General features: G+C 62.3%; 23 protein-coding genes. 8 read left to right on the top strand and 15 right to left on the bottom strand.

Annotation, left to right across the window (positions count from 1 at the left end; all coding sequences use genetic code 11):
- Positions 1-230: 230 nt before the first annotated feature.
- Together GGD57_RS01855 and GGD57_RS01850 are read right to left on the bottom strand one after the other, a co-directional pair.
- On the bottom strand, positions 231-2,528 hold the full coding sequence (locus GGD57_RS01855; RefSeq protein WP_184466269.1) for a putative bifunctional diguanylate cyclase/phosphodiesterase: 2,298 nt from the start codon (positions 2,526-2,528) through the stop codon (positions 231-233).
- Positions 2,529-2,625: 97 nt separating this feature from the next.
- Positions 2,626-3,180: an RBBP9/YdeN family alpha/beta hydrolase gene (locus tag GGD57_RS01850; protein WP_085738949.1), complete on the bottom strand. Its 555-nt coding sequence runs from the start codon at positions 3,178-3,180 to the stop codon at positions 2,626-2,628.
- 176 nt (positions 3,181-3,356) lie between these two features.
- Here GGD57_RS01850 and GGD57_RS01845 point away from each other — a divergent pair, with 176 nt between their 5' ends.
- Together GGD57_RS01845 and GGD57_RS01840 are read left to right on the top strand one after the other, a co-directional pair.
- Entirely contained in the window at positions 3,357-4,160 is an 804-nt protein-coding gene (locus GGD57_RS01845) for a DUF2189 domain-containing protein (RefSeq protein ID WP_184466267.1), read from the top strand.
- 127 nt (positions 4,161-4,287) lie between these two features.
- Positions 4,288-4,770, top strand: a complete 483-nt coding sequence (locus GGD57_RS01840; RefSeq protein WP_184466265.1) for a low affinity iron permease family protein — start codon at positions 4,288-4,290, stop codon at positions 4,768-4,770.
- 91 nt (positions 4,771-4,861) lie between these two features.
- Here the strand turns inward: GGD57_RS01840 and purB are convergent, their stop codons facing one another.
- The 5 genes from purB to GGD57_RS01815 all read right to left on the bottom strand — a co-directional run bounded on the left by purB (position 4,862) and on the right by GGD57_RS01815 (position 9,278).
- The gene (purB, locus tag GGD57_RS01835; RefSeq protein WP_184466263.1) at positions 4,862-6,163 is read right to left on the bottom strand and encodes an adenylosuccinate lyase; all 1,302 of its coding nucleotides are present in this window, start codon (positions 6,161-6,163) and stop codon (positions 4,862-4,864) included.
- 62 nt (positions 6,164-6,225) lie between these two features.
- On the bottom strand, positions 6,226-6,711 hold the full coding sequence (locus GGD57_RS01830; RefSeq protein WP_184466261.1) for a hypothetical protein: 486 nt from the start codon (positions 6,709-6,711) through the stop codon (positions 6,226-6,228).
- 20 nt (positions 6,712-6,731) lie between these two features.
- Entirely contained in the window at positions 6,732-7,457 is a 726-nt protein-coding gene (locus GGD57_RS01825; protein WP_184466259.1) for a DUF2259 domain-containing protein, read from the bottom strand.
- On the bottom strand, positions 7,454-8,131 hold the full coding sequence (gene rpe / locus GGD57_RS01820) for a ribulose-phosphate 3-epimerase (RefSeq protein ID WP_184466257.1): 678 nt from the start codon (positions 8,129-8,131) through the stop codon (positions 7,454-7,456). The genes GGD57_RS01825 and rpe overlap by 4 nt, the downstream gene beginning before the upstream one ends.
- 64 nt (positions 8,132-8,195) lie before the next feature.
- Positions 8,196-9,278, bottom strand: coding sequence for a branched-chain amino acid ABC transporter substrate-binding protein (locus GGD57_RS01815; RefSeq protein ID WP_184466255.1), 1,083 nt, complete (start codon positions 9,276-9,278; stop codon positions 8,196-8,198).
- A 286-nt stretch (positions 9,279-9,564) separates the two neighbouring features.
- On the opposite strand from GGD57_RS01815, the gene GGD57_RS01810 reads away from it, so the two are divergent.
- Both GGD57_RS01810 and GGD57_RS01805 read left to right on the top strand, forming a co-directional pair.
- The gene (locus tag GGD57_RS01810) at positions 9,565-10,059 is read left to right on the top strand and encodes a flavin reductase (protein WP_184466253.1); all 495 of its coding nucleotides are present in this window, start codon (positions 9,565-9,567) and stop codon (positions 10,057-10,059) included.
- A 34-nt stretch (positions 10,060-10,093) separates the two neighbouring features.
- Positions 10,094-10,411, top strand: a complete 318-nt coding sequence (locus GGD57_RS01805) for a TfoX/Sxy family protein (protein WP_085737372.1) — start codon at positions 10,094-10,096, stop codon at positions 10,409-10,411.
- Here the strand turns inward: GGD57_RS01805 and GGD57_RS01800 are convergent, their stop codons facing one another.
- The 5 genes from GGD57_RS01800 to GGD57_RS01780 form a co-directional block, all read right to left on the bottom strand.
- The gene (locus GGD57_RS01800; RefSeq protein ID WP_184466251.1) at positions 10,412-10,837 is read right to left on the bottom strand and encodes an NUDIX domain-containing protein; all 426 of its coding nucleotides are present in this window, start codon (positions 10,835-10,837) and stop codon (positions 10,412-10,414) included.
- Between the two features lie 8 nt (positions 10,838-10,845).
- Positions 10,846-12,363, bottom strand: a complete 1,518-nt coding sequence (locus tag GGD57_RS01795) for a DEAD/DEAH box helicase (RefSeq protein WP_184466249.1) — start codon at positions 12,361-12,363, stop codon at positions 10,846-10,848.
- Between the two features lie 157 nt (positions 12,364-12,520).
- Positions 12,521-13,834 carry a peptidoglycan DD-metalloendopeptidase family protein gene (locus GGD57_RS01790; protein WP_184466247.1) on the bottom strand — a complete coding sequence of 438 codons (1,314 nt, stop codon included), beginning with the start codon at positions 13,832-13,834 and terminating at the stop codon, positions 12,521-12,523.
- 105 nt (positions 13,835-13,939) lie between these two features.
- Complete coding sequence (locus GGD57_RS01785; RefSeq protein ID WP_184466245.1) at positions 13,940-14,767, bottom strand: DUF455 family protein; 828 nt, start codon at positions 14,765-14,767, stop codon at positions 13,940-13,942.
- Positions 14,764-15,237 carry a peroxiredoxin gene (locus tag GGD57_RS01780; protein ID WP_049735082.1) on the bottom strand — a complete coding sequence of 158 codons (474 nt, stop codon included), beginning with the start codon at positions 15,235-15,237 and terminating at the stop codon, positions 14,764-14,766. The genes GGD57_RS01785 and GGD57_RS01780 overlap by 4 nt, the downstream gene beginning before the upstream one ends.
- 125 nt (positions 15,238-15,362) lie before the next feature.
- On the opposite strand from GGD57_RS01780, the gene GGD57_RS01775 reads away from it, so the two are divergent.
- Positions 15,363-18,761 (top strand): DUF3971 domain-containing protein, encoded by a 3,399-nt coding sequence (locus GGD57_RS01775; RefSeq protein ID WP_184466243.1) that lies wholly within the window; start codon positions 15,363-15,365, stop codon positions 18,759-18,761.
- Positions 18,762-18,912: 151 nt separating this feature from the next.
- The gene (locus GGD57_RS01770) at positions 18,913-19,197 is read left to right on the top strand and encodes a hypothetical protein (protein WP_184466241.1); all 285 of its coding nucleotides are present in this window, start codon (positions 18,913-18,915) and stop codon (positions 19,195-19,197) included.
- A 76-nt stretch (positions 19,198-19,273) separates the two neighbouring features.
- Here GGD57_RS01770 and tyrS read toward each other — a convergent pair whose 3' ends face one another.
- Positions 19,274-20,530 (bottom strand): tyrosine--tRNA ligase, encoded by a 1,257-nt coding sequence (gene tyrS, locus GGD57_RS01765; RefSeq protein WP_184466239.1) that lies wholly within the window; start codon positions 20,528-20,530, stop codon positions 19,274-19,276.
- 129 nt (positions 20,531-20,659) lie between these two features.
- Between tyrS and GGD57_RS01760 the strand changes: the two genes are divergently transcribed.
- Positions 20,660-21,778 (top strand): anhydro-N-acetylmuramic acid kinase, encoded by a 1,119-nt coding sequence (locus tag GGD57_RS01760; protein ID WP_184466237.1) that lies wholly within the window; start codon positions 20,660-20,662, stop codon positions 21,776-21,778.
- A complete protein-coding gene (locus GGD57_RS01755; protein WP_184466235.1) occupies positions 21,775-22,302 on the top strand; it encodes a GNAT family N-acetyltransferase in 528 nt (175 codons plus the stop codon). Before GGD57_RS01760 ends, GGD57_RS01755 begins: the two co-directional genes overlap by 4 nt.
- Here GGD57_RS01755 and GGD57_RS01750 read toward each other — a convergent pair.
- Together GGD57_RS01750 and GGD57_RS01745 are read right to left on the bottom strand one after the other, a co-directional pair.
- On the bottom strand, positions 22,299-23,474 hold the full coding sequence (locus GGD57_RS01750; protein WP_184466234.1) for an acyltransferase family protein: 1,176 nt from the start codon (positions 23,472-23,474) through the stop codon (positions 22,299-22,301). The genes GGD57_RS01755 and GGD57_RS01750 overlap by 4 nt on opposite strands.
- 144 nt (positions 23,475-23,618) lie before the next feature.
- Positions 23,619-24,296 (bottom strand): alpha/beta hydrolase, encoded by a 678-nt coding sequence (locus GGD57_RS01745; RefSeq protein WP_184466231.1) that lies wholly within the window; start codon positions 24,294-24,296, stop codon positions 23,619-23,621.

Raw genomic sequence — 24,296 nt, 5'->3', positions numbered from 1 at the left:
TTGGCGCTCTTGGGATAGCGCGAGTGGATCGATCTCGTGGCGTCCCCTTAAAGGAAAAGAGTGGGTTTCACAATCCGCCTGTCGCTCCTTCCCCGGTTTCCGTATTCTGGCCCCGGTTTCGGACTTTACGGAATACCGCCAAGAGAATCGAATGAATTCGCCAGACAAGTCTAGCGCCATTTCCTGTACGGTGAAATGACGGCGAAATGACGGGCTGCTTGCAGCAGGTTTTATTTGGCGCCTCTGCTTCGCAGCGCGCGGCGAAGGTGCGTCTGCAGGGCGCGGGCGGCGATTTGCCCGTGGCGCCAGCTTCCGCCCCGGATGAAGGAAGGGATTTGCATGGCCGGCATCGGCCTTGCGAGCGCGTAACCCTGCAGCGTATCGCAGTCCAGTTCTTCAAGAATGCGGATATGATCGGCCGTCTCTACCCCCTCGGCGATGACGAGAATGTCAAGCGAGCGGCCGATATCGATGATCGAGCCGACCAGTTTGCGCTGCTCGGCCGATTGCGGCAGCATGCGGATCAGCTCGCGGTCGATCTTCAGCGTCTTCGGGCTCAAGCGCAGCAGGCTGACGATCGAGGCGTGGCCGGTGCCGAAATCATCGATCTGGATGTCGATGCCGAGTTTGCGCAGTTTTTTCAGATTGGCGGCCACCGCCTCGTCGCAATCGTCGAGCGAGATCGATTCCAGCAATTCGAAGGAAATGGTGCCGGGCGTAATCTTTAGCGCGCGGAGCTTCTTGCCGAGATCGGGATCGGCAAGCCGCCTGGCGGAAACGTTGACCGATATTTTCGGAACCGACAGCCCGTCCTTGATCCAGGCGCGGCGGTCGGCAAGGGCACGCTCCAGGATCAGGGCATCGATGGTCGAGACGACATCGAGATCCTCGGCGATATCGAGGAAGCGATCGGGCGTCAGCAGCCCGTGCACCGGGTGCTGCCAGCGGGCAAGGGTTTCGACGCCTGTGACATCGAGCGTGCGGGCGTCAAACTGCAACTGATAGAAGGGCACGAATTCATTGCGCTCGAGACCGATCAGGATCTCGTCGGCGAGGTGCTTGGCGGAGATGATGTCGCGGCGGGCAGCGGCCGAGAAAAATTCGAAGCGGTTGCGGCCGAGGCCCTTGGCGCGATAGAGCGCGATATCGGCATCGAGCAGCGTCTGCTTGGCGTCGAGCTTCGGCCCGCTATCGATGGCGATGCCGATGCTGGCGCCGAAACGGCAGTCGTGCCCCTCATATCTGACGGGTTTGCGCAATTCGCGAATGATGCGTTGAGCAAGGCCGGCGATCTTCTTCGAGCCGGGATCGACGGTGCAGAGGATGACGAATTCGTCGCCGCCGATGCGGGCGACGAAATCGGCGGCGCGGACGGAGTTTCTGAGCACGCTTGCTGCATGTTTGAGCATGGCGTCGCCGGCCCGGTGGCCGAGCGTGTCGTTGATCTGCTTGAAACGGTCGAGATCGATATGCAGGACCGCCAGCCCAAGGCCTTTGGCCCGGCACTCGGACGAGCGCTCGTCCAGCATCTTGTCGAGATAGCGGCGGTTCGGCAGGTCGGTGAGGTAATCGTGCAGCGCCAGGCGCTCGATGCTCTCCTTGGCGGCCTCGAGTTCGCGATTGCGGGCCTCGGCCAGATCTCTGGCGCGCTGCAGCTCGTTGCGGAGCGCGACCTCGGCGGTGACATCCCAATTGGCGCCGATCAGCTTGCGGTGGCCGTTGCCGTCGACGAAGAAGGCCGAGCGGGCGCGGATGACGCGTTCGGCGCCGTCGCCGCGGATGATGCGGTATTCCTGCTGGAAATCACTGCCGCTTTCGACGCTGCGGTCGGACAGGCCCAGCACACGCTCGCGGTCCTCGGGATGCAGGCTTTTCGCCCAGGCGTCACTGGCGATCTGGTGTGCGGCGCCTTTCAGTCCGTAGATGGCGATGAGGCGATCGTCCCATTCGACCGTATCATTGTCGATATCCGCCTCGAAAACGCCGATGCGGGAAATCTCCAGCGCCAGATCGAGCCGGCGCGACAGACGCGCCAGCGTCTCCTCGGCCTCCTTGCGGGCGGTGATATCGGTATCCGTGCCGACGATGCGCGTCGGCATGCCGCTCTCGTCCCACTCCACGCAGGCGCCGCGGCAGTCGATCCAGATCCAGTGACCGTCCCGGTGGCGCTCGCGATACTGGAAGATCTGGAAATCCGGATCACCGACGTTTTGCCGCTCGATGGCATGGACGACGAAATCGCGATCATCGGGGTGGACCAGCTGCAGCCAGGCATCGTAATCGCCGGCGGCCTCCTCGTCGGGCGCCATGCCGCGCATGGTCTTCCATGTCCGGGAATAAAATTTCCGCCCGAGACGGAAGTTGTGATCCCATACGCCGAGGCCCGAGCCGACCAGCGCATGGTTCCATCGGCTTTCCCGATCGGCCAGGTCGGAATCGTCGGTCGCTCCGTTGCCTGCGCCTGTCTCGGCCACTGCAGCCTCGCCATGGGGATTGTCGGCCTCTGGATGGGCTTTCTTCACGGGCATTCTCGCTTATTTCAATCTCGGTGCAGTCTGCTGTCATTCCATTAAGAAAAACTTAGAAAGCACTTTCTTAACTAGCGAGAAGGCGCGTTTTCCTCCATCAGCTGGAGAGCCGGCTGAGGAACTGGGCGAAGACCATCGTGCCCTCCGGCCAGGGGCCGTGACCGGAATCGGCATTGATATGACCGGATTCGCCGGCATCGACGAGGAAGGAGCCCCAGCTGCTGGCGATATCGTCGGCATGTTCGTAGCTGCCGAACGGATCGTTGCGGCTGGCCACCGTGATCGACGGGAAGGGCAGCGGATCGCGCGGATAGGGGCCGAAGGTCATCAGGTGCTTCGGGCGGATGTCGGGATTGGCGACATCGGGCGGGGCAACGAGGAAGGCGCCCGCCACCGGCTTGCGGAAAAGCGGGATGGCGTGGATGGCCGAGGCGACGCCAAGCGAATGGGCGACGAGCACGACTGGGCGGGTCGAGGCGTTCACCTCCTCGGCGATCCGGGCGATCCAGTCCTCGCGAACCGGCTTGGTCCATTCGGCCTGCTCGACGCGCCGCGCCGTGCTGAGCTTTGCCTCCCAGCGGCTCTGCCAGTGGCTCGGGCCGGAATTGGTGTAGCCGGGGATGATGAGGATATCTGCGTCTGAGGCTTTCATAGTGCCGCCGATGTGAGAATGCTTGTCCAAGATGTCAAGAGGCGATGTGAAGGGAGAGAGCGACAGGGGCGCTGAGCTTTGCTATATTGCTCCAGTGCCGGTTGCGGATTTCGTGTCGGCTTGCCCGCCGATGCGCGCCCGCCGCCGACCTGGTCTCGGCTGAGGAGGAGAAAGCCATGGCGGCATTTCATGTCATGACGGGTGCAGGCGAAAACTTCGCGCGGCCCGTGGTCAATCGCATCGGTATCGCCGACGTTTTCGACGCGCTGAAGCGCGGGTTCGACGATTTCATGGAGAAACCGTCCCACTACGTGTTCCTGTGCTTGATGTACCCGATCGCCGGCGTCTTCCTGACGCTGTGGACTTCGGGGGCCAATCTTTTGCCGATGGTCTTCCCGCTGATGGCGGGTTTCGTGCTGATCGGCCCGATCGCGGCGATCGGCCTCTACGAGATCAGCCGCCGGCGCGAGGCCGGCCTCGATACGTCATGGACGCATGCACTCGATGTGCGCCACTCGCCGGCGTTGCCGTCGATCGTCGCGGTCGGGCTGATGCTTTGTGCCATTTTCGTCGTCTGGCTGGTCACGGCGCAGACGCTCTACAGCAATCTGCTCGGCGAAGTGTTTCCGCGCAGCATGGCGGATTTCTTCCGCCAGGTCTTCGGCACGCCCGAGGGCATGCAGCTGATCATCTGGGGCAATCTGGTCGGCTTCGTCTTCGCGCTCGTCGTGCTGTCGATATCCGTGATCACCTTTCCGCTGTTGCTCGACCGCGATGTCGGCGCAGTGGCCGCCGTTATCGCCTCGATCCGGGCGACGGTTGCCAATCCGGTGCCGGTGCTGCTCTGGGGCCTGATCGTCGCAGCGCTGCTCGTCATCGGCACGATCCCGGTCTTTGCCGGGCTGGCGCTCGTCATCCCGATTCTCGGCCATGCGACCTGGCATCTCTATCGCAAGCTGATTGCGCGGGAAGCCGCGTAATCAGAGGTTTCCGGGGATCGCGAACGATCGCGATCCCCGGGGTTCAAACCGTCACCGGTTCCCGGAACCTCAAGACCTCCCGCCGCGTTATTTGTGACTGGCTTGTGGGAGGATTTCGGAGGTGACGATGAAGCATCTGTTTGCCCGCTTTGCGACCAAGATATCGGAATGGGCAGGCAAACCCGTCATCTTCATCCTGGCGCTCGTCGCCGTCATCATCTGGGCGGCACTCGGCCCCGTCTTCGACTATTCGGAAACCTGGCAGCTGGTCATCAACACCGGCACGACAATCATCACCTTCCTGATGGTTTTCGTGCTGCAGAACGCCCAGACGCGCGACACGCGGGCGATCCAGGCCAAGCTCAACGAAATCATCCTGACGAGCCACGCCGAAAACCGCTTCATCGGCATCGAAAATCTCGACGAGGAAGAGTTGAAGCGTTTGGACGAACTGGTCGCCAAGGCTGCCAAGGGCAGGGGAGAGACGGAGGCTTGCCTTATATCGGAGGCAGCCAATGCGACGTCGCCTTCGAAAAAGACGGAAGCAGGCAAACGCTCTGCAAATGTCAAAGCGTCGAAGCAGAAACAACGGCCACTTGAGAAAAGCTAACCATCATTCATTCTGCAATCCCAAAAAGACAAAGGCAGAAATGAAAACGGCGCCTGCAAGGCGCCGTCATATCGTTGCAGCCCGCTCACGCCTAGCCAAACACCCGCCGGAAAATCGTATCGACATGCTTCGTATGATAGCCGAGGTCAAACTTCTCCCGAATATCCTCTTCGGATAGCGCAGCGCGAACCTCGGCATCCGCGAGCAGTTCCTCCAGAAAATCCTTGCCCTGTTCCCAAACCTTCATGGCGTTGCGTTGCACCAGCCGGTAGGCGTCTTCGCGGGAAGCGCCGGCCTGGGTCAGTGCCAGGAGGACGCGCTGGGAGTGGACGAGGCCGCGGAATTTGTTGAGGTTCTTCTCCATGTTTTCAGGATAGACCAGCAGCTTTTCGATGACGCCGGCGAGACGCGAGAGGGCGAAATCGAGGGTGACCGTGGCGTCCGGGCCGATCATGCGTTCGACCGAGGAGTGGGAGATATCGCGCTCGTGCCAGAGGGCGACGTTTTCCATCGCCGGCAGGGCGTAGGAGCGGACCATGCGGGCAAGGCCGGTCAGGTTTTCTGTCAGCACCGGGTTGCGCTTGTGCGGCATCGCTGACGAGCCCTTCTGGCCGGGTGAGAAATATTCTTCGGCCTCCAGCACTTCGGTGCGCTGCAGGTGGCGGATTTCGGTCGCCAGGCGCTCGATCGAGGAGGCGACGACGCCGAGGGTGGCGAAATACATGGCGTGGCGGTCGCGCGGGATGACCTGGGTGGAGACCGGCTCGGCCTTCAGGCCAAGGGCCTCGGCGACATGTTCCTCGACGCGCGGATCGATATTGGCGAAGGTGCCGACGGCGCCCGAGATGGCGCAGGTCGCGACTTCCTCGCGGGCGGCGACCAAGCGCTGGCGGCAGCGCTCGAATTCGGCATAGGCGAGCGCCAGCTTGACGCCGAAGGTGGTGGGCTCGGCATGGATGCCGTGCGAGCGGCCGATGGTGACGGTGTCCTTGTGCTCGAAGGCGCGGGTTTTCAGCGCTGCGAGCAGCCGGTCGATGTCGGCGATCAGGATGTCGGTGGCGCGCACCAGCTGGACGTTGAAGCAGGTGTCGAGCACATCAGACGAGGTCATGCCCTGGTGGACGAAGCGGGCATCCGGGCCGACGATCTCGGCGAGATGGGTCAGGAAAGCGATGACGTCATGCTTGGTGACGGCCTCGATCTCATCGATGCGGGCGACGTCGAAGGTGGCGGCGCCACCCTTTTCCCAGATCGTCTTTGCTGCCGATTTCGGGATGACGCCGAGCTCGGCCAGCGCGTCGCAGGCATGCGCCTCGATCTCGAACCAGATGCGGAACTTGGTTTCAGGAGACCAGATGGCGACCATTTCGGGCCGGGAATAACGCGGGATCATGTGCGGCTGCCTTCATTTCGAGAGGTTTGTTAGCGCCCCTGTAGCAAAGACGGGCGGCAATCTCAACGCATGCGTTTGGCAAGATGATAACTGCTGACGACAAGGCAGACGAGGCCGAGCGGCAGGAAAAGGCGCAGGCCGATCACCAGGAACTGGTAGACGGCGCTGATACTGGTGAAGACGAACTGGAAGGCCCAGACGACGCTGCCGAAGGGGGCGTGCCAGCGCGAATAGAAGATCCGGTATTCCATGGCGAAGAGAAAGGCGGTCATCAGGATCGTCGCTGCCGTCAGCGTCACGAAAAAGGCGGCGAACCGCGCTTCCGGCGGCCTGTTATAAGCAAGGAAGCGGGCGACCGGCAGGGCGAAGGGCCAGGAGAGCAGGCCGCCGAGGAAATAGAGGGCGGCGACTTCGCCGAGCCGGCTCGTCTGCAGGCCGTTGCGGAGGTAAAGGCCGAGCATGGCGGCGGCCAGCATTTGCGTGCCCCAGAGCAATGCACCGGCAATCAGATCGGGGTAGGGCGGCTTTGCCGCCCTTAGACGATCCATACTAGAGCGGTCGGGGGCGTTCAGGGATGAACCGGAACGGCGATCCAGCGTCCGTTCCTCTCGGCATCGAAGGCCAGCACGAGGGCGATGTGAACCGGGTTTGCGCCCTCCGGCTGGTAGACCACGGCGCCGCCGATCCTGTATTCGACCGAACAGATGCGTTCGGCCGGAACCGCCGTCGCCTGGCGTGCGGCCTGCCGGTTCGGAGCGCCTTCCTTCTCGATCATCTGCAGGCTGAAGCCGATGACCCGCTTGTCGATCGCGGCGCAATCCTTCGGCGTCGGCACGGGCATCTCTCCGAGCGAAAGCGTGTAAGGCGCCTTCGGCGGACCGTCGGTCGCAAGCGTGGTATAGCGGATCGTCTTTGCGGGAGAGCCGAGTTCGGTCGGCGGATTGAAGGCGGCGATCAGGCCGGGATTGGTCAGCAGATCGTATTTGTCCATCTGGCTGCGTGCCGCCGTCAGGTTCTGCCGCCGCGCCTTGGAAAGATTGGCGTCCTTCTCGGTCAGCTCGGTGCGGAAGGGCGTACCCTCGAGATAGTGGCCGTTTTCGGTATCGATGAAATAGGTTTCGGAATAGGGGACATTCCCGCCCTCCTCGATACCGAACTCCTGAAAGGCGAAGACCTTGCCATCGGCCGAAAAGCCGATCGGCTGGACGCTGGCGATGTCTCCGGCAAGTGACATTGCCGGCAGGCCGGCAAAAGCGGCGGCAAGCATGCCGCCAATGACAAGACCCTTCATCATTTTCGTGCCCCTTCGGCTGCCTGACGCAGATCGGCGACGGTCTTGCGATAATCCTCGACCGTATCGCCCTTGAAAATTGCCGAGCCGGCGACGAGGACGTTGCCGCCGGCGCGCGCGATCGCCGGGGCGGTTTCCACCGTGACGCCGCCGTCGACCTGAAGTTCGATCGGCCTGTCACCGATCAGTGATTTCGCCGCGGCGATCTTGGCGGCCATCGCCGGAATGAATTTCTGCCCACCGAAGCCCGGGTTGACCGACATGATCAGGATGAGATCGACATCGTCGAGCACGTTCTCGATGGCGCTGAGCGGGGTGGCCGGATTGATCGTCACCCCGACCTTCTTGCCGAGATTGCGGATGGTCTGCAGCGAGCGGTGCAGATGCGGCCCGGCTTCGGCATGCACGGTGATGCGGTCGCAGCCGGCCTTGGCGAAGGCTTCGAGATAGTCGTCGACCGGCGAGATCATCAGGTGGCAGTCGAACGTGGCTGAGGTATAGGAGCGCAGCGACTTGATGACGTCAGGGCCGAAGGAGATGTTCGGGACGAAATGGCCGTCCATCACATCGAGATGGATCCAGTCGGCGCCGGCGGCCGTCACGTCGCGCACCTCCTCGCCGAGCCTGGCGAAGTCCGCCGCGAGGATGGAGGGGGCAATACGAATGGGCAGCGTCATCAGGTCTTACTCCGTATGGGCCGCCATTGGTCCGCGGCGGCCGGATTCAAGGCTGGCGCGCCCTTTATTGCGTCGGCGCGCCGGGTGGGAAAAAGCCGTTGCCCCGCCATTCGAGCAGGCGGTAGGGATTTTGCGAAAGCTCATGCGTTCCGTTGAAGGTCACAGCGCCGACAGGCGTCTGGAATGTCGTGCCGAGAAGCGTCTCCTGCAAGGGCTTGCCCGCTTGAGCGGCGGCTTCAACGGCCTGGCCGGCAATGCGTGCCGCAGCCAGCGACGGCAGGACATAACCTTCCGGCTCGATGCCTTTGGCGCGCAGCGTCTCGGCCGCGGCTGCGCCCTCCTGAAGCAGGGCGTATTCCGGCAGAGCGACGGCGCGCACACCCGTATTCAGCGGCAGCGGCTGGTCGGCGGCGCGCATGGCGTCACCGCCGAGAATGGACAGCGGGATGTTTTCCGCCTTGGCGTCGCGGGCGATGACGGCGACATCGTTGCGGTCGCCGCCGATGAAGACCCGGGTGGCGCCAGCCCGTTTCAGGCGGCGGACAAGGGCGATCTGCTGCTCCTGTCCCGGCCGGTAGGTGTCGGTAAAGACCGGCTTCAGGCCGTTCTGCTCCAGCGCATTGCGCACCGCTTCCGTCAGTTCGCGGCCATGGATGGTGCCGTCCTCGATCAGCGCGATCGGATCGGCCGCCCAGTCCTTGAGGATCACTTCGATGATCTTTGCCGCCTCGGTGCCGTCGGCGGGCGCCAGGCGGAAGAGCGGCCAGCCGTTTTTCAGGGCATCCTCCATCAGGATGCGGGAGCGTACCGAGACGGTGATGGCGGGGATGCCGGCGTCCTTCAGCTTCGGCAGCGCGCCTTCCAGCGTCTCGCTGCAGAGAAAGCCGATTGCGATCTGCACCTTGGCATTGACGAGCGCATCGGCAACCGCCGCACCGCTATTGTCCTCACAGGTCTCGTTGACGGCGACGAGCGTATTTCCGGATTGCTGGATCTCGAAACCGCCGCCGGCGGCAATCTGGTTGCCCAGCAAAGCGAGCGGGCCGTTCTGAGGGGCAACGATGCCGATCGTCACGCCGGCCGCATGGCCTTGCGCCGCCGCTCCCAGCAGCACCAGAAAGGCTGCTATCCCTCGCAGGTTGATCATGAAAGGCGGAGATCCCTAGCCATCGTCCATGCCCTTTTATCCGCAAGGCCGCGATCGTCAAAGAAAAACAAGCGGAACGCGACGCTTTTCACCGGTCCTATTGTAGAAAAGGTAACCGATGCTCGCCATATTGGCGCGATAGCAAGTCGAACGGCAGCGACGCGCTTCTTTTCGGATGCGCAGAAAAGGCTGTAGCACTTTCGATTGCTGCATAGTTTTCGTCGTTTAGACGATGCCGATTGAGGGAACTATGCAGTAGACAGAAGAGCGCGCAAGGGAGAAGCAGGTGTTGAACAGGCAGCATATCGACCCTGGCCTTTATCGCGATGCCATGAGCCGTTATGCCGGCCATGTGCAACTCGTGACGACGGCGATGGAAGGCATGCGCCGCGGTGTCACCATCACCGCCGCCTGCTCGGTCTCCGACAATCCCGCCTCTGTGCTGATCTGCCTCAACAACACCAATCCGAAGAACGAGATCTTTTTCCGCAGCGGCATCTTCGTGCTCAACACGCTCGGCGCCCATCATCAGGGCGTTGCCGACGCTTTTTCCGGGCGCACGGCGCTTGCCGATGATGCCCGTTTCGGCAGCGCCCGTTTCGAGACGCTGGTTACCGGCGCGCCGGTGCTTGCCGATGCGCTTGCCGCCTTCGATTGCCGGGTGACCGACATCAAGGAAATGCCGACGCATAACGTCATTTTCGGCGAGGTCGCTGCCGTCCGCTTCAGCGAAAAGCACCCGGCGCTCCTCTATATGAACCGGGATTATCACGCGCTGTGATTTGAGCGGCGACAGGATTTCAAGGGAATAGAGCATGGACAATGCCGGGATCGAGGAAATGTTTCAGGGGCTCGGCCCCGTCACGGTCAAGCGCATGTTCGGCGGCAAGGGCATCTATCATCTCGGGCGCATCATCGCGCTCGAAGTGCGTGACGAGATGCTGCTGAAGGCGGACGAGACGAGCGCCCCGGAATTTGCCGCCGCCGGCGCCACGCAGTGGAGCTACGAGGGAAAGAAGGGCAAGCCGGTTAAAATGCCCTACTGGTCGATCCCCGACGAGGCTTATGACGATCCCGATCTGATGGCGAAATGGGTGCGGCTTGCCTATGAGGCGTCGCTTCGCGCCGAATAACTATTCGTCTCGTCCACCCGGTGGCAGGGCTGCGATCGCCGCCCTGGTGAAGGCCGACAGCGGTTCTGGCAAATCGGTCAGGGGGAACCAGCCGAAATCCGAAAGCTTGTCCGGTTCGGTCAATTGCGGCTCACCCTCTACATCGCGGGCGAGATAGAGAAGTGAAATCCAGTGCTGGCGGTCGGTATCGATGATCTGCTCGGTCATGCCGATGCGCTCGATGCGGCCGATCTTGAGGCCGGTTTCTTCTTCGGCCTCGCGGCGCGCGGCTTGCTCGGCCGGCTCCATATGATCGACCTTGCCGCCGACGATATTCCAGTAGCCGGCTTCAGGCGGGCGCATGCGCTTGTAGAGAAGGATCCTGGCGTCGCGCAGAATCACCAGGCCGACGCCGAAGCCCGGAAAATCGAGACCGGGCCTGGCCATGGCAAGGCTCAAACCTTGGCGCTGCCGGCAATCAGCATGAAAGCGGGGATATCGTCGCCGAAGCCGACCGGGGTCGGGCCGTCATCATGGTCGCGATGGCGGCGGCGGTCGCGGCTGTCGTCGTTTGCCGGATAAGGCCGGCTGTTGCGCGCATTGTTTTGCGGCTTCTGCTCTGCTTTGCGCTCGTGCTTCACGATGTCGGCCTTTACTGGTGCTGCCTGGATCACTTGGACGTCATTATCCTGTATGTCGTTATCAGATTTATGACCCGCTGCGCTGCGATTGCCGCGCCCGCGTCCGCGATCCCTGTCGCCTCGTTCACCCTTTGCGCCACGCTCGCGGCTGTTGCGCCGCGGGCGCTCGCTGTCGGCGCTTTCTTCTGCCGGCGGCAGGGAATTGACATCGCCGTTCAGCCATTCGATCTTTTCGCCGATCAGCTTTTCGATCGCATCGACGAATTTGGTGTCGCGCTTGGTGACGAGCGTGAAAGCGGCGCCGGAGCGGCCGGCACGGCCGGTGCGGCCAATGCGATGGACGTAATCCTCGGAATGGATCGGCACATCGAAATTGAAGACGTGGCTGACATCGGGAATGTCGAGACCGCGTGCTGCGACGTCTGATGCAACCAGCAGTTGGAGATTGCCGTCGCGGAAGCTCTGCAGCGTGGTCGTGCGGGAGCGCTGGTCCATGTCGCCATGCAGTGCGCCGACGGAGAAGCCGTGGCGCTCCAGCGACCGGAAGAGATCGGCAACGTCCTTCTTGCGGTTGCAGAAGACGATGGCGTTCTTGAGTTCGGTCTGGGCGCGGACGAGTTCACGCAGAACCGCGCGCTTCTCGTAATCCTTGCCGTGCGAAGCGACGAAGCGCTGGGTCACGGTCTTTGCGGCCGACGCGGGCTTTGCCACCTCGATGCGCTCGGGATTCTGCAGGAAGCGGTCTGCGAGCTTCTGGATCTCCGGCGGCATGGTTGCCGAGAAGAACAGCGTCTGGCGGGTGAACGGGATCATCTTGGCGATGCGCTCGATATCGGGAATGAATCCCATGTCGAGCATGCGGTCGGCCTCATCGATCACGAGGATCTCGACGCCGCTCATCAGCAGCTTGCCGCGCTCGAAATGGTCGAGCAGGCGGCCGGGTGTGCAGATCAGCACGTCGGCGCCGCGCTCGAGCTTGCGATCCTGGTCCTCGAAGGAAACGCCGCCGATCAGAAGGGCGACGTTGAGGCGGTGGTTCTTGCCATATTTTTCGAAATTCTCGGCGACCTGGGCGGCGAGTTCGCGCGTCGGCTCGAGAATCAGCGTGCGCGGCATGCGGGCGCGGGCGCGGCCCTTTTCCAGAAGCGACAGCATCGGCAGAACGAAGGATGCCGTCTTGCCGGTGCCCGTCTGCGCGATGCCGCAAATATCGCGGCGCTCGAGCGCAAACGGAATGGCTCCCGCCTGAATAGGCGTGGGTATCGTGTAGCCCGCATCGGTAACAGCGGATAGCACTTTTTGGCTCAAGCCAAGGTCAGCGAATGTCGTCAAAGGGAAAACTGTTTCCGTTCCGGTTCGGCCGAGCTCTGAACGAGTCGGCGGGATTGCATGCCGCAATGCAGCGCGACATAACCCCGAATGGCCGGCAAGTCAAGAAATAGAGAGGCCGCACCCCGTGCAGAGTGAAGCGATGGTTACCTGATGGCTGTTACTTGATATAGGTGGCGAGTTTAAGGCCCGCATTCATGAAATATACTGGATCGACGGCGTGGCCGTCCTGGCGCACTTCATAGTGCAGATGCGTCCCCGTCGAGCGGCCGGTGCTGCCGGCAAGGCCGATGACGTCATTGCGATCGACCGTGTCGCCGACCTTGACCAGAACCTCCGACATATGCCCGTAGCGCGTCGAGATGCCGTTGCCATGATCGACTTCGACCATGTTGCCGTAGCCGCCGGTCCAGCCGGCCGCAATCACCTTGCCGGGCGCCGTCGGGCGGATCCTCTCGCCCGGAGCAAAGCGGAAATCGATGCCGGAATGGAGCGCCAGGCGGCCGAGGAACGGATCACGGCGATTGCCGAAGGGGCTGGTCACTTCCTTGCCGATGGCGGGATTGCGGAAGGGCAGGGATTCGGCAGTGCTGCGCACCGCTTCGAGCCGCGTCAGCGCGCTGTCGAGCGCCACCAGCGAATTGTTGAAGTCGTCGTTGCTTTCCGGCTCGACATATGGGCCGCCGACGGCGTCGTCGTCTTTCTCGGCAGCGGTCTCTGCCGGCGTCGGGATTTTGAAGCGGGTCAGCACTGTCGCAATGGCATTGGCGGCATTGCCGGCATCGCTGGTCAACTGCTCGACGCGGTTGCGCTGGTCCTGTTCGACCCCCTTCAGCGACAGCGTCACGTTGGAGAAGATGCGGTCGGCGCGATCGCCGACGGTTTCGGCGGACGGCACATAGGCAAGCGTCGAGTTGTCGGGCGTCGCATCGGCGGGCGCGCCGCTCGCCAGCTGTTTCTCGATTGCCTCGATACCGCCAAGCGAAGCGCGCTTGTCCTTGATATCGGGAGCATAGGACTGCACGGGGGAAGATGGGGCAGGCGGGGCGCCGTCCTTTTCCGTCAGGCCGGAGCTTTCGGCCCGGTCGAGCAGATTGTCGAGCTTGCCGTGGCGCGAGGTCAGCGCCATTTGCTGCTCCATCAGCTTGTCGACCTTGTCTTCGACCACCTGCTGGTCGAGAAGCTGGCGGGAGGTGATGCGATCGACCTGAGCGCGAAGGGCGGCGATGCGATCTTCATAATCGTGCTGCATGCGGGCTTGCCGCGCCATGGTGGCGCCGATCAGATCGTCGCGCAGCACGAGATAGGACGTGGCCAGCAGGTAGCCGATCGAAAAGACGCCGACGAAGCAGAAGGCCACCGCTGCCATCCACGGCCGGACCGTCATGTGGCGGACCTTGTTGCCGCTTGCCAGGATCAGGATATGTTCCTGCGCCCGCCTGCCGAATATCCGGTGCTGATGTCCGCTGTTCACGCAGGCTCTCCCGATTGATGCGCTAGGCCTCTTTCGGAAAATTAGACACGGTTATGGTTAACGAATGCTTTCCCTGCCGGCATCGGATCATAAATTTCAGATACTTCACGCGTGGCTGATCGATGCCAGCGAGCGATAGAAGGACGGCGTCAGTCCGGCTTCGGCGCGGGCGAGATCATTGAAAGGCGGCTTCAGCGGCCCGCGGAAATTGGCGCGCACCAGTTCCTGAAAGGCCTTTGCCGGGTCGCGCTTTTCCCGCGCGCAGAGGAATCGGAACCATTTCGCGCCGACGGCCACATGGCCTTTCTCGTCGTTATAGATGACGTCGAGGACGGCAGCACTTTCGAGATCGCCGGTCTGGCGCATCTTTGCCTGCAGCGACGGCGTGACGTCGAGGCCGCGGGCTTCGAGAATCAGCGGCACGACGGCGAGCCTTGCCGTGAGGTCGTTGCGCGTCGAATGGGCGGCCTGCCACAGCCCGTCATGGGCGGGAAGATCGCCGTAATCGGCGCCGAGATCGTTGAGGCGGGCGCGGACCAGGCGGAAATGTTTCGCCTCCTCGAAGGCAACCTGCATCCAGCCGTCGAAGAAGGAATTCGGCACCTGTTCGGTTGCGAAACGCGCGACGATATCGAGCGCCAGATCGACGGCGTTGAGCTCGATATGGGCGATGGCATGGAGCAGGGCGATCCGGCCTTTCAGCGTATGCAGCGAACGTTTCTCCACCTGGGTCGGCGGCGTCAGAACCGGCTTTTCAGGACGGCCGGGCCTGTCCGGCAATGCGGCATCGAGTGGCGAGCGCAACGACACCCGGCGTTCGAACCAGCGGGTGGCGCTCTCCTGCGCAAGCGCCGTCTTGCGGTCGAGATCGGCGGAGCGGATGGCATCGATGGCGCCGCCACGCAGCGACGTTATCCTCAGGTTGCCGGTCACGCCGCCAGATTCCGCACGGCCTCGAGCACGGTTTCGGCATGGCCCTGCACCTTCACCTTCTGCCAGATGGTGGCGATCGTGCCGTCCTGGCGGATCAGGAAGGTAGTGCGCTCGACGCCCATGAAGTTGCGGCCGTACATGCTCTTTTCCTTCCAGACGCCATAGGCCTGCAGCGTGGTCTTTTCCTCGTCCGAGGCCAGCGCCACCGAAAGACGGTGCTTCCTGATGAACTTGTCGTGGCAGGCGGCCGAATCGGGCGACATGCCGATGACGGCGGCACCAGCCGCCTCGAACTCGCTTGCCAATGCGGTGAAAGCCAGTGATTCGGCGGTGCAGCCAGTCGTGTCGTCCTTGGGGTAGAAGAACAGGACGAGCGGCCTGCCCTGGAATTCGGCCAGCGAGACGCGGCCGCCGCCATCGCGGGGAAGGTTGAAATCAGGAGCCGTGGCGCCGATGCCGGGAACCGCCATTTGGGAAAACCTTTCTTTTGCCGGGTTTGTGGATGACACTGTCTCTCCCCGAATTATATAGTGGATGGAAACCCGTCCAGCATTGCCGGGTTCAATTCTTCACTTAAGGGAGAGCCCGAAGGCGCATGTCAGCCATCCGCGGCGAAAAGGTCACGTTTCGCAAGAAGGATATCGTTGCGCTGGACCGCTTGCCGTCCGCTCAGGCCGAGGATCCGATCATCGTCCATTGCCCGCCGCCGCGTTCGCCAATGCGGCGCACGGCGAAGCTGACCTCGGGATTTCTGGGACTGATTCTGCTTATTCTCGCTGCCATCGTCTTCACCGTCGAGAGCGGCATGTTCGACAAGCCGCTGTCGCAGCAGGCGCAGGCAGCGCTGAACGGCGTGGCCGGACCGCGCTACCGCGCCGAGGTCGGCTCCACCGTCATCCGCTTCACCTCGGATTTCCGGCTGGCGCTGGAGGCGCGCAACGTCAACATGATCGACCGGGAGAGCGGTCAGCACCTGTCGACGACGGGTTCGGTGCGCCTCGGGCTCGATCCGCTGCAGCTTTTCCGCGGCCGCATCGCCGTTTCGGACATTGAAGCGGAGGATATCGCCCTCGATACAGCGCTTCTTCCATCGGGCAATCCCATCAAACTCGACGATCTGCGCATCGACGCCATGCCGGCGGCGATGGAAAGGATCTTCTCGCAGTTCGACATGTTCGACAGCATCGTCACACGCGGCTCGACGAATTCGGTGCGCATCTCCGGCATCAACATCAAGCTTGCCGATACCGCCAATGGTCCGCTGTCGCTCGTCATCGACAATCTTGTCTTTGCCCATGCCGGCCCGTCCTCGCTGCAATTGAGCGGCGAAGTCGCGCTCAACGGCGAGGTGGCCGAGCTCGATGTGCTCGCTGAGAAAGAAGACCGCCACGTGTCGAAGGTCGTGGCGACGCTCAAGCATGCCGATCTCACGCCCTTCGCGCTGAAACGCAACGATCAGGGCGTAATACGCCAGGGGCTCAACGCCTTTGCCGACCTGACGGTATCGGCCTCCAGGGCGCGCGATGGCGTGCAGCCGGCGCTGGCGGCGACGGTCGACATCGGTTCCGGGCTGATCTATGCGGATGGCGATGCGCAGGAGCTGTCCGGCGGGCAGATCAACCTCGTCTACGATTTCGACAAGCAGACGCTCGAAATTGCCCGGTCGAACGCCCGGTTCGGCGCGACCACGGTGCCGATCAACGGTGCGCTTATCGATCTCGACAAGCTCGATCCGCAGGCCGGCAAAGGTTTCGGCATCGACCTGCTCGTCAGCGGCGGCACGGCCGCCCCCGGCGGCTCCGGCGAGCAGCCGCTCTCCTTCGACATCCAGGCGACCGGGCGCTACATGGTCAGCGGGCGGGAATTCCTGTTTCCCAACATGACCGTCTCCAGCCCGCTCGGCGCACTTTACGGAGCGCTGCATATCAAGCTCGGCGACAAATCGCCGGAGATCAGCTTTGCCGGCCAGTCGGCACAACTGCAGACGACCGCGATCAAGCAGCTCTGGCCCTTCTGGATGGCGCCGAAGGTGCGCACCTGGGTACACGGCAATCTCTTCGGCGGCACCGTCACCAACGCCGCTATATCCGTCTTCATTCCTTTCGGCAGGCTGGACGAGGCCGCCGGCGGCAGGGGATTGAAGCTCGATGCCAACCAGATCCGCATCGGCTTCGACATTGCGGGAGCGCGGATGAACGTCGCCGGCGAGATCCCGCCGATCCGTGACACGTCGGCACATTTCGACCTGACCGGCCCGGTTGCGACGATCGCGATCAAGAGCGGCGCGTCCTATTTCCCTTCCGGCCGATCCGTCGTTCTCGGGCAGGGAACCTTCATCATGCCCGCCACCTACGACAAGCCGCTGATGGCGGATATCGATCTTGCGGTCTCCGGGGCAGCCGACGCCGTTGGCGAACTTCTGACCTACAGGCCGATCCGGGTGCTGCAGCGCGCCGGCTTTGCGCCCGACGATTTCAAAGGCCGGATCGAGGCCCACGTCAAGGCGCATTTCGGCCTGCTCTCCTCGCAGAACCCGCCGCCGGCCGAATGGGCGGCGGAAATGAAGCTGACCGACATCGATCTTGCCAAGCCGTTTTCCGGCCGGACGATCAGCAATCTCAACGGCACGCTGAACGGCAATCCGAAACAGATCACGCTTGACGCCAAGGCCCAGATCGATGGCGTCCCGGCCGACATCGATCTTGCCGAACCGGTCGAAGCATCCGACAGCGCGAAGCGGCAGCGAGTGATCAGCGCGACGCTGTCCGAAGACCAGCGCAACAAGCTGATACCCGGCCTTTCCGGCATCATCGGCGGCAGCGTGAAGATGGTGCTGACGCGGATCGACGATGACCGGCAGGACGTCCAGCTTGACCTCACCAAGTCGCAGCTCGACCTGCCGTGGATCGGCTGGTCGAAGGGCAGCGGCATTGCGGCGACGGCCGAATTCGAAACATCCGGCCCGGTCGACAATACCGAGATCAAGAATTTCCGGCTGAAGGGCGACGGTTTCGGCGCCACCGGCTCTCTGAATGTCGGCAAGGCCGGGCTGATCTCGGCCGATTTCGACAGCGTCAAACTTTCCTCGCTCGACGATTTCGCCCTGTCGGTGAAACGCAGCAAGGGCAATTTCGACGTCTCCGTTTCCGGCGACAGCGCCGATGCGCGGCCGGTGATCGCGCGGTTGAAATCGGGCTCGGGCGGTGACGATGAGGGGGACGCCGGCGATACCGGCGTGTCGGTGCGCGCCCGGCTGAAAAACGTCATCGGCTTCAACGACGAGAAGATCGGCAATTTCCAGGCGCAGGTGTCGCTGCGCGGCGACAAGCTGCAAGCGCTGAACTTTTCCGCCGTTACCGACAGCGGCGAGGCCGTCGTCAGCCAGATGAAGGATGGCGGCGTCATCAATATCACCAGCGGTGATGCCGGCGCGGTCTCGCGTTTCGCCGATCTCTATCAGCACATGCAGGGCGGCCTGCTCAATCTGGCGATCCGGCTATCGCCGCAGGGCGGCTGGGACGGTTCGCTCGACGTGCGCCGTTTTGCGATCGTCAACGAACAACGGTTGCGCTCGATCGTCTCGACGCCCGTCGGAAACGAGCAGCGCAGCCTCAACGAAGCCGTCAAGCGCGACATCGATACTTCGTCGCAGCGTTTCCAGCGCGGCTTTGCCCGCGTCGTGTCGCGCAATGGCATGGTCGGCATCGAGAACGGCGTGCTGCGTGGCGACCAGATCGGCGCGACTTTCCAGGGGGTGGTGCGCGACCGCAAGGGCAACATGGACATGACCGGCACCTTCATGCCGGCCTACGGCCTCAACCGGCTCTTTGCCGAACTGCCGCTGATCGGCGTCATCCTCGGCAATGGCAGCGACCGAGGCCTGATCGGCATCACCTTCAAACTCACCGGCAAGTTCGACCAGCCGAACCTGCAGATCAACCCGCTGTCGATCATTGCACCCGGTGTTTTCCGGCAGATCTTCGAATTCCAATGAAGCAGGCTGAGACGATCGTCGAGGCTTCCGACGTCGTCGCGCCGCTGCCGGACAACTCCGGCAGACAATTTCATCGTCGATGCCTATGTATTTTAGCAAATTCTGATGTAATGTGGGCTTTCGGCCCTGAAAGCGGCTGGCGGAGAATGCCATGCAGCGCGTTCGGACAGTCTCTCTTGCATCCGCTATCGTGATTGCCGTCACGATCGGCCATCAGGCTTCGTATTCCGCGGAGAAGGGCGACCGGCCAAAGCCGCCCGCGAGCACCCGCTCCGGCCACATCCTCGCCGTTCCCCTCGATGCGACGGTGACGCCGCCAATCTTCTCGATCAGTTGGTGGTCGCGGGTGAAGCCCGCTTCAAACATCGATCCGCCGGGCTATCTGCTTCGAGAGACCAAAGGGAATGACGTTGAAGGCCGGCAAAGCGCTGAATGATTTTGATCGCTGCGGCTAAACAAAGAAAAAGCCGGCGCGGGCGCCGGCTTTGGTATCCGTTCACACTTGAAGCCGTTTACGCCGCGCGGCGGATCAATATGTGCTTCTTCTTGCCGAGCGAAAGCTTGATGACGCCATCGGCGGTGATCTCGCCGCTGCCGATCAACTTGCGCTCGTCGCTGACCGCCTGGTCGTTGATGCGCACCGCGCCGCCCTGGACGTGACGGCGGGCTTCACCGTTCGAGCCGGCAAGTCCGGCACGAACGATCAGCGACAGCAAGCCAATGCCGGCGTCGAGTTCGGATGCGGGAACCTCGACGGACGGCAGGTTGTCGGAGAGGCCACCTTCCTCGAAGGTCTTGCGCGCCGTTTCGGCGGCCTGTTCAGCGGCCTCGCGGCCGTGCAGGATCGCGGTGACTTCGGTCGCCAGGATCTTCTTGACCTCGTTGATCTCCGAACCTCCGAGCGCCGAAAGACGAGCGATTTCATCCATCGGCAGTGTCGTGTAGAGCTTCAGGAAGCGCGAGACGTCGGCGTCCTCGGTGTTGCGCCAATATTGCCAGAAATCATAGGCCGAGAGCATATCGGCGTTCAGCCAGATAGCGCCCGTCGCCGACTTGCCCATCTTGGCGCCCGACGATGTGGTCAGCAGCGGTGAGGTCAGGGCGTAGAGCTGCGGCGTCCCCATGCGGTGACCGAGATCGATGCCGTTGACGATATTGCCCCACTGGTCCGAACCGCCCATCTGCAGGCGGCAGTCGTAGCGTTTGGCGAGCTCGACGAAGTCGTAGGCCTGGAGGATCATGTAGTTGAATTCCAGGAAAGACAGTGACTGTTCGCGGTCGAGACGCGTCTTGACGCTGTCGAAGGACAGCATGCGGTTGACTGAGAAATGCTTGCCGACGTCGCGCAGGAATTCGAGGTAGTTCAGCGAGCGCAGCCATTCGGCATTGTTGATCATCAGCGCGTCCTTCGGACCGTCGCCGTAGTTCAGGTAATTGGAGAAGACGCGCTTGATCGAGGCGATGTTGCCTTCGATCGTATCGACCGTCATGAGCTGGCGGGCCTCTTCCTTGAAGGATGGGTCGCCGACCATGCCGGTGCCGCCGCCCATCAGCGAGATGGCCCGATGACCGGTCTTCTGCATCCAATGCAGCATCATGATCTGGATCAGCGAGCCGGCATGCAGGCTGGGTGCCGTCGGATCGAAGCCGATATAAGCCGTCACGGTTTCCCTGGCGAACATGTCGTCGAGGCCGCTTTCATCAGAGATCTGATGAATGAAGCCGCGCTCTTTCAGCGTGCGGAGGAAATCGGACTTGAACTCGGACATGGCGTTCGTCTCTTGGTGTCTGCGCTCGACCTGTGGGGCTCGCGCAACTTCGTTGTTGTTGATCTGTCGCGGCGCGTTTAGCACTGTTTTTATAAAAGTGCATCCGGGAATCGCAGGGAGGCAAGCCGCATGGATGTCATCAGGACTGCGATCGGCCTGATGAGCGGCACGTCGATGGACGGAATCGACGTCGCGCTGATCAGGACCGACGGCCGCGGCTTCATCGAACGCGGGCCTTGCATGGGCGTGCCCTACGACGCCGATTTTCGTGGGCGGCTGAAACGGGCGCTGGAACTGGCGCGTCCACTGCGTGACAGGCACGAACGGCCGGCCGAACTTCGCGATATCGAGCTTGAACTGACCGAACGGCATGCAATTGCCGTTACGGCATTCCTGGAACGTTTCGAGATCTCTGCCAGTGCCGTCGATGTTCTGGGTTTCCATGGCCAGACAGTGCTTCATCGGCCGGACGAGGGGCTGACGATCCAGATCGGCGACGGGCGGCAACTCGCCCGGAGAACCGGCCTGTCGGTGGTCTACGATATGCGCGCCAGCGATATGGCGCACGGTGGGCAGGGCGCGCCGTTGGTGCCGGTCTATCACGCAGCGCTTGCGGGGAAATTCCAGCAGGCGGGACAGGCGGTCTGCTTCGTCAATATCGGCGGCATCTCCAATCTGACCTTCATCGGCTGGGATGGGCGGATCGTGGCCTTCGACAGCGGGCCGGGCAATACGCTGATCGACCAATGGGTGGAGATGCAGACCGGCAAAGCCTATGATCCCGGCGGCGAGATCGGCGGACGCGGCAAGGTCGTCACCGCTCTTGCGGAACGCTATCTCGCAAGCCCGTTCTTCCGCGGCAATATCCGCCGTTCGCTCGACCGCGGCGATTTCGCGCCGCTTCGGCCGGAGGATGCAAGCCTCGAGGACGGCGCCCGGACGCTCGCCCATGTCGCTGCCGCCTCGATCGTCAAATCCGCCGGTTTCCTTCCCGAGACCCCATCGATCTATATCGTCTGCGGCGGCGGGCGGCTGAATGGCACGCTGATGGGCGAGTTTTCCGTCATGGCCGAAGGACTGGGATCGAAGGTGTTGACCGCCGAGCAGGCCGGTTTCGATGGTGACGCGATGGAGGCCGAAGCCTGGGCCTATCTCGCCGTCCGCTCGCTGGACGGATTGCCATTGACGTTTCCCGGCACCACCGGCGTCGGCGCTCCCGTCGGCGGTGGGGTGCTGGCAAGACCATGACGCGGGAAAACGTCATCCTGAAGACGCCGCGGCTCAGCTTCGTCATGTGGGACGAAAGTGATGCGGGCTTGGTGCAGCAACTGCATTCGACGATGGCGACGACCCGATATCTTTCCGGCTATGCACCGTGGAGCCTTGGCAAGGCCGAGGAGCGGCTGCGGGGTTGGTTCGAGGAACAGGCACGCGACGGCACGACCAAATACAAGCTGCTCGCCGAAGACGGCAGCTTCGTCGGCCGTGCCGGCATTTCGCGGTTCCGGAGCGAAGAATTCGAACTCGGTTATTCCCTACGCGAGGAGGCGTGGGGCAAGGGCCTGGCGACGGAAGCCGCAAGTGCGCTTGTCGACTGGTTCTTCGAACGGAAGCTTGCATCAGGCTTCATCGCCTTCACCCATCCCGAAAACACCGCCTCGCAACGTGTCCTCCGGAAGATCGGCATGCGCGAACGCGGGCCGATCCAGATCGATGGAATGCCGGGCCTGGCTTTCGAACTCACCGCCGACAGGCGGTCGGCAGAGCTTTAGCTCTTGACGGCGAGCGGGCGAACATCGGCTTCACGTCCGCCGTGATTGTCATCCTCGACGCCCCGAACCTGGGCGATGAACGAGAACTTCTTGCGAAGGCCGAGGATCGGCTTCTCGATGAAATGCCAGGACAGCACCGCGACGGCGAGAGCCGAGGGCAGGCCGACCATGTAGAGCGCCAAGGCCCCATATTTCGGGTAGAGAAAGACTGAGGGGAATGAGCTGATCCAGATCTGCAGGAACGGATCATGGTAGAGATAGACCCCGTAGGAATAGTCGCCTTTTCTGAAAAAGGCCGGAATGGGTACCTCCGACAGGCCGATGAAGACTGTGATGTAGACGAGCGAGGTGATGACGATCGGCCGGTTGATCACCGACTCGGTCGCGCGGCTGTCGAGGGTGAGGATGGCGACGATGCAGATCAGGCAGGCGGCGGCGAAAAGCCAGCGCGAATGCGGGATGACCGCTTTGAACTGAAAGGCGACGATGCCCATCATGAACGCCGTTATCAGCTGGGAGCCGCGGCTCATGAACAGGAAGCGGGCGATCGGCTTGATTGAACCAGGCAACAGATAGGGCATCTTCTGGATGACAAGGCCGATGAAGATGTAGGCGATCGTCACGCCAAGCAGCTTATAGCGTGTCTTCACGATGGCGGTGACCATCAGCAACGACATGATGATGTAGCAGAAGATCTCCCAAGGAACCGTCCACAGAGCGCCGTTGACGCGCTGGCTCGGATTGTCGTGGAAGACGCCCGGCAGCTCGTAATGAATCCAGCCGACGATATTCAGGAAGTATTTGAAAAAACGCGGATCGGTAAAATAGTCGGCGTGATAGACGATCGTGACGATCGGTCCGATGATCAGCGAACAAACGACGATATCGACGGCCAGCGCCGGCACGATACGCAAGCCACGATTGATCAGAAAGTTCCGCAGACTCAGGCGCTGGGCGCTGCCGGCGATCAGAAATCCGCTCAAGGCAAAAAACATCGGAACAAGAGCGTATTCGGTAAACCAGAATACCGAGCCCCTGATGAAGGCATCATTCCTGGTCAGCAGAAATGAATGGGTCAATACGATAGAAAAGGCGAGCCCAATTCGAAGAAAGTCGAACCCCGGACCGATACCCCTATACTTATCCAGGACTTCCCCGAACGACTTGGTCATTGCGGACCTCGCTTTAGTTAGGATCGCGAGGACCCTACCGCACTGCAATATATATTGCAACACGATAGGTGATCTGTTCCGGCACAATCGGCGGGTGGCGTCCCGGCTCGCCTTCTCTGGGGAAGACGAGCCGGCGCTATGGCGTCAGCGAATCCGCTTGGCGGCCGGCTCCGGCACCAGTTCGCCATTCAGGCGGCGATCGAGGTAATCTTCACATTCGCCCATCAGCGTTTCCACCTGGCCGTTGAAGAAGTGGTTGGCGTTGGAAACGGTGCGATGGGTGATGAGGATGCCCTTCTGGGTCTTCAGTTTCTCCACAAGGCCGTTGACATCCTTTTCCGGCGCCACCTTGTCGGCTTCGCCGTTGATGATCAGGCCGGAGGAGGGGCAGGGCGCCAGGAAGGAGAAGTCGTAGGTATTCGGCTGCGGGGCGATCGACAGGAATCCCTCGATCTCAGGCCGGCGCATCAACAGCTGCATGCCGATCCAGGAGCCGAAGGAATAACCGGCGACCCAACAGGTCTTCGAATCGGGATGCAGGCTCTGCACCCAGTCGAGCGCCGAGGCGGCATCCGAGAGTTCGCCGGCGCCGTGGTCGAATTCGCCCTGGCTGCGGCCGATGCCCCGGAAATTGAAGCGCAGCGTCGTGAACCCGCGCTTCTGGAACATGTAGAAGAGCTGGTAGACGATCTGGTTGTTCATCGTGCCGCCGAACTGCGGATGCGGATGCAGGATGAGAGCGATGGGCGCGCTTTTTTCCTTGGAGGGCTGGTAGCGGCCTTCAAGACGGCCGGCTGGGCCGTTGAAAATAACTTCGGGCAT

The organism is Rhizobium esperanzae, assembly GCF_014197615.1.
GTDB classification, from domain to species: Bacteria; Pseudomonadota; Alphaproteobacteria; order Rhizobiales; family Rhizobiaceae; genus Rhizobium; species Rhizobium esperanzae_A.
This window is presented reverse-complemented; position numbering and strand designations above follow the sequence as displayed.